This window comes from Vibrio sp. Vb0937 (assembly GCF_033338855.1).
In genome coordinates this window covers 156211-162488 of record NZ_JAWOTK010000008.1, presented here as the reverse complement: position 1 = coordinate 162488, position 6278 = coordinate 156211, and the positions used below count along the sequence as shown (strand labels likewise).

Here is a 6278-nt window from a genome sequence, read left to right as displayed (position 1 = left end):
GGTAGTTCAGTTGGTTAGAATACCGGCCTGTCACGCCGGGGGTCGCGGGTTCGAGTCCCGTCCACTCCGCCACTTATTTGAGCGTCGTCTCAATAAACACGAATTACAGGGGTGTAGCTCCAATTGGCAGAGCAGCGGATTCCAAATCCGCGTGTTGGGAGTTCGAATCTCTCCACCCCTGCCATACTCTAAAGCCTCAGCAGTAATGCTGGGGCTTTTTTGCATCTGAAGAAAAGAGAATCTGACTAGTTGGAGAGTTGTCGATTCCTCTGATACCAAAGTATCGGGGGATTGAAAGTTCATATCTCCGGGATATTGGTCCACTTCACCTATCCCCCATGTTCATAAGCTCTGGCTTAGGTCAGGGGCTCTTTTATTCCTAACGTATAGTTTCGACGTCAGGTGTATGTTTATCCAACGAATATGGCATACCTTTTCTTCAGATAGTTTTATTTTCTAGTAATGTAATTATTAAATGTTGATGTATCGCGTTGCTCTTTCTGTTTTACCTTCGAATTTCATAACGCTTTTTCTTCGTTATCGAGAACATCTGATTCACAATCTATTGAAAGGTCAGTGGTTACATTGGCTTGGATGATTACTGACTTGGTTCCTGTTATCATCATGCATTAATGCTAATAATTAGGAAGTAAGTTTATGCCACATTTTCGATTCCGTGCTGTAGAGCCACAAGCTGTTCAGGCATTATCAAAACCTCTTACGGATGAACTTCAGCCTCTAATGGACTGTCCGCGTGAGGATTTTACTTTTGAGTATATCTACACTACGTTTTTCAATGAGGGTGAGGTGAGTGCTGCATATCCTTTTGTCGAAGTGCTTTGGTTCGACCGTGGCCAGGAAGTGCAAGATGAAGTTGCCAAGCTTATTACGCAACAAGTGCGCGGTATCGCTGGTGCCGATATTGATGTTGCAGTTATCTTTTCCGCCTTATCTCCTAAAGCTTATTACGATAATGGCGAACACTACTAAAGGTTAAAGGCTATGAGGCTGAGTTTCATTGTAACTTTGGGTTTATGTTTCTCAGCTTCAGTATGTTCTACTCCTTGGGAGTCTGCGGTTAATCCTACCCGAAACTCTTCCTCCTCTATTGGTAGTTATGCTAACGGTTGTTTAGATGGTGCATTACCCTTGCCTCTCGATGGCGTTGGTTATCAAGTCTTACGTAGTAAAACGAAGCGCTACTATGGGCACCCTAAAACGATAGAGTTTATTGAAAATCTGGCGCTTAAAGCTCACCAAAATCTCAACACCACTCTGCTGATTGGTGATTTGTCTTTACCTAGAGGTGGAAGGTTCTCCTCTGGTCATTCTAGTCATCAAACCGGGTTAGATATCGATATTTGGTTAAGACTTGCTGACCAACCGCTTTCTTATAACGAATTACAACTTCCTAAGCCCATGAGTGTGGTGGATTTAAAAGGTTATTCCATACTTAATCATCGCTGGGAAGAACGGCACTTTAAGCTAATTCGGTACGCTTCAAAAAGTAAGGATGTTGCACGAATTTTTGTACATCCTGTTATTAAGGAGCAACTTTGCTTGCAAGAAAACGGCAAAGATCGTTCTTGGTTACGTAAAGTACGTCCATGGTGGGGGCATCATTACCACTTTCACGTCAGGTTATCTTGTCCTGATTCGAGCGACTATTGTGTTGATCAAGCACCACCTCCAGTAGGTGATGGTTGCGGTGCTGAGCTTGCAAGTTGGGCCCCGAAAGCAAAACCTACTGATACCCCTCAACGGGTAAAAACAACCTCTAAGCCCAAACGAAAAAAAGTCGTTCCACCTCAATGCTTGCCGCTTATCAATCCTAATTAGTGTTACTCTTCAGGTTTATCTGTACTTGGTGATCTCTTTTATGAAACTGGAGAAACATCATACTTTTGTCTACATTGAATAGTACCAATACAAAAACTAACCCAATCAGTTTTGGGGACATATTATAGAAATCTAAATTAAACAAAGAGTTGTAGTATGGGTAAGTTGTAACTTCTCTGTTTAGAAAAAGATCTTTCGTCACGATACTCTGGTTTCTTAGCAATATGTCTGTCAGTTGGCTAAAAAGCGATAACAACGCAGACAAGTGTGTAAGGCAGGGATATGCCCTTTTCCTGTTAGAAGAGTAAATCAAGGACAAAACCATGACTATGATTTGTGCAAAAGAATTTGCAGAGTGGTTAAGACACAGATTTAGCAGTGATACTAAAGGAGTCTCTTTGACTCGAGAGGATGTGAATCACCTGACTGGGCGTCAACGCCTTGATCCGGGTTTTGTTAATGATGTGCATTATGAGCTGATGCAATATGGAATGGCTTTCGTTACTGATACGAGCCGAGAAAACTTTTATTTAATACCTGTTTCTCAAGCGGAAAATTGGCGTGAGAGACTAGAGTATCATTTTGAAAAAGAGCTGTTCTGCAATATTATCCCTATTGAAAAATCAGGTTGAGAAAAGGTTCAACTTTGATGCCAAAGTTGAACCTAATTGCTCTTATGCTAACCCTTGAATAATCACGAATTTTTCAAGCAACTGCTCTTCAGTTTCGACATGGTTCGGATCAGTGATTATGCATTTTGTAATTGGACACACTGACTGACAGGTCGGCTTTTCGTAATGCCCCTTACACTCTGTACATAGCGCTGGATCAATTTCGAAAATGCTCTCTCCCATACTGATTGCCCCATTGGGGCATTCGGGATCACACATGTCGCAGTTAATGCATTTATCAGTAATGAGCAAGGCCATGGTTACTTACCAGTCGGGTTACGGGTGTCCTGCCCTGAGTTTAGATTACGCATTAATAGGCCATATTCTAAATCTAGCTCTGCTGGTACTGGAATGAATACAAAGTGACCGTTTCCTTTCGCGTCTTCAATAGACTCTGACTTGCGGTTTTCCATTGCCTCTAGCGTGAAAACAATATTGCCTTTTGGCGTCATTAGTTCAAGGCTATCACCGACAAGAAACTTATTTTTTACTTCTACTTCAGCCATGTCACCACGACGTTTGCCAGTGAATTCACCAACAAACTGTTGAGCATCAGAGACTGAGTAACCGTAATCGTAGTTTTGGTAAGTATCGTGTGTATGACGGCGTAGGAAGCCTTCAGTGTAGCCACGGTGAGCTAGGCTTTCTAGTGTACCCATTAGGCTTTCATCGAATGGTCGACCTGCTACAGCATCATCAATTGCTTTACGATAAACTTGAGCGGTACGTGCGCAGTAGTAGAACGATTTAGTACGACCTTCAATTTTCAATGAGTGAACACCCATCTTAGTTAAGCGTTCAACGTGCTGAACCGCTCGTAGGTCTTTAGAGTTCATGATGTAAGTACCATGCTCGTCTTCGTAAGCTGCCATTTTTTCTTCTGGACGGTGTGCTTCAGAAAGTAGAACGACTTCATCTGTTGGTTTGCCGCGACCAATTGTGGTTTCAGGACGCTCGTCTTGTACTTCGACAGGCTGTGCTTCCGTCGGGTCGAATTTCTCTACGATGTCACCAGCGTCGTTTTCTTTACCCTCTTCAACTTTGTATTCCCAGCGGCATGCGTTAGTGCAAGTGCCTTGGTTAGGGTCACGTTTGTTGATATAGCCAGAAAGTAGGCAACGACCAGAATAAGCCATGCATAATGCACCGTGAACGAATACTTCAAGTTCAGTTTCAGGGCAATGCTCACGAATTTCTTCGATTTCTTCTAGAGATAGCTCGCGAGAAACGATCACACGTTCCACGCCATTTGCTGCCCAGAACTTAACGGTCGCCCAGTTTACAGCGTTCGCTTGTACAGAAAGGTGAATTGGCATTTCTGGGAAAGCTTCACGAACCATCATAATTAGGCCTGGATCTGACATGATCAATGCGTCAGGACCCATCTCTACGATTGGCTTAAGATCACGGATGAACGTTTTTAGCTTCGAGTTGTGTGGTTGAATGTTACATACCACATAAAGCTTTTTGCCTAGGGCGTGGGCTTCATCGATACCGATTTTTAGGTTCTCGTGGTTAAACTCGTTGTTACGTACGCGAAGGCTGTAGCGAGGTTGGCCAGCGTAAACTGCATCTGCCCCGTAGGCGAATGCGTAACGCATGTTTTTCAGGCTGCCCGCTGGAGATAGTAGCTCAGGCACGAATGCTTTCTCAGTTGTCATTGCTCAATTCTCTTTTATCTGATCACAAGTCAGGCCAATTCCACCTAATGGAAATGGGGCGCAAATTTTACGTCAAAATGTGAACTGTGACTAGGGTAATTGTGCTTCAGATAGAAAAACGCCCTCAAAAAAAGTGAGGGCGTTATGGTTAACCTTTATACAAAATTAAGCGTTAGGATTCGGTAAGCCGCCTAGCGCATCGTATAGGTTGGGAAGGAAAGCACTGAACTCTCCACACATTAGAGAGAAGTCTGCATCAAATCGAGCTGCTTGATCTTCACGTGGAATATCATCGTTTTGATCTTTCAATTCATCAGAGAATTTTAGACGTTTGATGCCTGCATCTTCCGTCATAATGAACTCAATACGATCTTGCCAATTAAGCGCAAGTTTCGTCACGACTTTATCCGCAGCGATGTGGTTGCGGATTTCATCAGTGGTTAGCTCTTGCTTCTTACAGCGAATCACACCACCTTCTTCAAGTACGGATTTTAGCTCAGCTTCGTCCATCATGCTGATACCTTGAGGTGTGTCACCGCTTTTCACCCACTCGGTTAGCGTAGTTTCAATCGCCACTTCTGGAATAGCAGGAACAACAGGTAAACTACCCATGGTTTTACGAAGCAATGCTAATACATCTTCTGCTTTTTTATAGCTGCTTGCATCAACAAGGATAAAACCTTCTTTTGGCATGATGAGCACGTGAGTGTGGCTGCTGCGGCTGAATGCGCGCGGCAGTAAATCCATTACGATGTCATCTTTCAGGTTGTCTTTCTCTTTCTTCTTCAGAGGACGACCTTCTTGCGCTTCCATTGCTTCTACTTTTGCATTCAATGATTCTTTGATCACAGAGGCAGGTAGCATTTTCTCTTCTTTCTTGGTGCAAATCAGAATGCGGTTTTCTGACACGTGAGTCATCATATCGCCATGTCTACCCATTGCACTGACCCAGCCAAATTTCTGTTTGTCTTGACTGCCACACGGGGTGAATCGGAATTCAGACAGCTGAGTTTCTAGTTGTTCGGCGTTAAAAGTAACCTCGCGGTTAACGCGGTATACCAGACAGTTTTTAAACCACATAAATCTTCTCTAGGCTTGATGACAAGGGACTAATCATAGGGAATTTTTGTGCTGATGTCTTAATAGAAATGAAAAATATCCGAATGAACCTCAAAAGAAAGTTATATGAAAATTTGTTTTCAAAGGTCACAAAAGTGTCATAATTGGTAGTGATAATGCTTATGCATAGAGAGGCGCTTTGTCTCTTAAATTCATTAGCTCAACGAACATAAGGTTACTCAATTATGTCTAGAAGGATTCTGGTTGTTGAAGACGAAGCTCCTATTCGCGAAATGCTGTGCTTCGTACTTGAGCAGAAAGGTTACCAAGCGGTAGAAGCGGAAGATTATGATACTGCAGTAACCAAACTGGCTGAACCCTTCCCTGATTTAGTTTTACTGGATTGGATGTTACCAGGCGGTAGTGGCATTAACTTCATCAAACATATGAAGCGAGAGGAATTAACGCGCAACATTCCAGTTGTGATGCTTACCGCTCGTGGTGAAGAAGAAGATAAAGTGCGCGGTTTAGAAGTCGGTGCGGATGACTACATTACTAAGCCATTCTCTCCTAAAGAGTTGGTTGCACGCTTAAAAGCGGTGATTCGTCGCGTTACCCCGACTGCACTAGAAGATGTAATTGATGTACAGGGATTGAAGCTTGACCCTGTATCGCACCGTGTTACGGCTAATGATGCGCCATTAGACATGGGCCCAACAGAATTTAAGATGCTTCATTTTTTCATGACGCATCAAGAACGCGTATACAGCCGTGAGCAGCTATTAAACAATGTTTGGGGCACTAACGTGTATGTCGAAGACCGTACGGTTGATGTTCACATTCGCCGCCTGCGTAAAGCATTGGAAGCTGCAGGGCATGATAAGCTGATCCAAACTGTTCGTGGTGCTGGATATCGCTTCTCGACGAAGGCATAAATTAACACGCAGCTTATCGGTACCATTTCTGGAGTTATGAGTGGTTGAAAGATTAACGTGGAAAAAGCTGGCCTGGGAGCTGGCTTTTTTTTACACCCCATGGGTGATAGTAG

Annotated in this window: 7 protein-coding genes and 1 tRNA gene; 5 read left to right on the top strand and 3 right to left on the bottom strand. The window is 43.4% G+C overall.

What is annotated here, in order from left to right; genetic code table 11:
• The first annotated feature begins 107 nt into the window (after positions 1-107).
• From R7P67_RS13380 to R7P67_RS13365, 4 genes are all read left to right on the top strand, one after another.
• A tRNA-Trp gene (locus tag R7P67_RS13380) sits at positions 108-184 on the top strand.
• A gap of 473 nt (positions 185-657) precedes the next feature.
• Complete coding sequence (locus tag R7P67_RS13375; protein WP_005381768.1) at positions 658-990, top strand: DUF1904 domain-containing protein; 333 nt, start codon at positions 658-660, stop codon at positions 988-990.
• Between the two features lie 12 nt (positions 991-1002).
• Positions 1003-1839 carry a penicillin-insensitive murein endopeptidase gene (mepA, locus tag R7P67_RS13370; protein WP_005381766.1) on the top strand — a complete coding sequence of 279 codons (837 nt, stop codon included), beginning with the start codon at positions 1003-1005 and terminating at the stop codon, positions 1837-1839.
• A gap of 323 nt (positions 1840-2162) precedes the next feature.
• Entirely contained in the window at positions 2163-2471 is a 309-nt protein-coding gene (locus R7P67_RS13365; protein ID WP_005381765.1) for a hypothetical protein, read from the top strand.
• A gap of 42 nt (positions 2472-2513) precedes the next feature.
• Here R7P67_RS13365 and R7P67_RS13360 read toward each other — a convergent pair whose 3' ends face one another.
• From R7P67_RS13360 to rdgC, 3 genes are all read right to left on the bottom strand, one after another.
• Positions 2514-2768: a YfhL family 4Fe-4S dicluster ferredoxin gene (locus R7P67_RS13360; RefSeq protein WP_005381763.1), complete on the bottom strand. Its 255-nt coding sequence runs from the start codon at positions 2766-2768 to the stop codon at positions 2514-2516.
• Between the two features lie 2 nt (positions 2769-2770).
• Positions 2771-4171, bottom strand: coding sequence for a tRNA 5-hydroxyuridine modification protein YegQ (gene yegQ / locus R7P67_RS13355; protein WP_005381754.1), 1401 nt, complete (start codon positions 4169-4171; stop codon positions 2771-2773).
• Positions 4172-4336: 165 nt separating this feature from the next.
• Positions 4337-5251, bottom strand: a complete 915-nt coding sequence (gene rdgC / locus R7P67_RS13350) for a recombination-associated protein RdgC (RefSeq protein ID WP_262638886.1) — start codon at positions 5249-5251, stop codon at positions 4337-4339.
• 224 nt (positions 5252-5475) lie between these two features.
• Between rdgC and phoB the strand changes: the two genes are divergently transcribed.
• Positions 5476-6165, top strand: a complete 690-nt coding sequence (gene phoB / locus R7P67_RS13345; protein ID WP_005381752.1) for a phosphate regulon transcriptional regulator PhoB — start codon at positions 5476-5478, stop codon at positions 6163-6165.
• Positions 6166-6278: the final 113 nt, after the last annotated feature.

What these genes read in the sequence shown, in the direction of transcription:
- R7P67_RS13375 (WP_005381768.1), top strand. Translation starts at nt 658, where the DNA reads ATGCCACATTTTCGATTCCGTGCTGTAGAGCCACAAGCTGTTCAGGCA.
- mepA (WP_005381766.1), top strand. Translation starts at nt 1,003, where the DNA reads ATGAGGCTGAGTTTCATTGTAACTTTGGGTTTATGTTTCTCAGCTTCA.
- R7P67_RS13365 (WP_005381765.1), top strand. Translation starts at nt 2,163, where the DNA reads ATGACTATGATTTGTGCAAAAGAATTTGCAGAGTGGTTAAGACACAGA.
- R7P67_RS13360 (WP_005381763.1), bottom strand. Translation starts at nt 2,768, where the DNA reads ATGGCCTTGCTCATTACTGATAAATGCATTAACTGCGACATGTGTGAT.
- yegQ (WP_005381754.1), bottom strand. Translation starts at nt 4,171, where the DNA reads ATGACAACTGAGAAAGCATTCGTGCCTGAGCTACTATCTCCAGCGGGC.
- rdgC (WP_262638886.1), bottom strand. Translation starts at nt 5,251, where the DNA reads ATGTGGTTTAAAAACTGTCTGGTATACCGCGTTAACCGCGAGGTTACT.
- phoB (WP_005381752.1), top strand. Translation starts at nt 5,476, where the DNA reads ATGTCTAGAAGGATTCTGGTTGTTGAAGACGAAGCTCCTATTCGCGAA.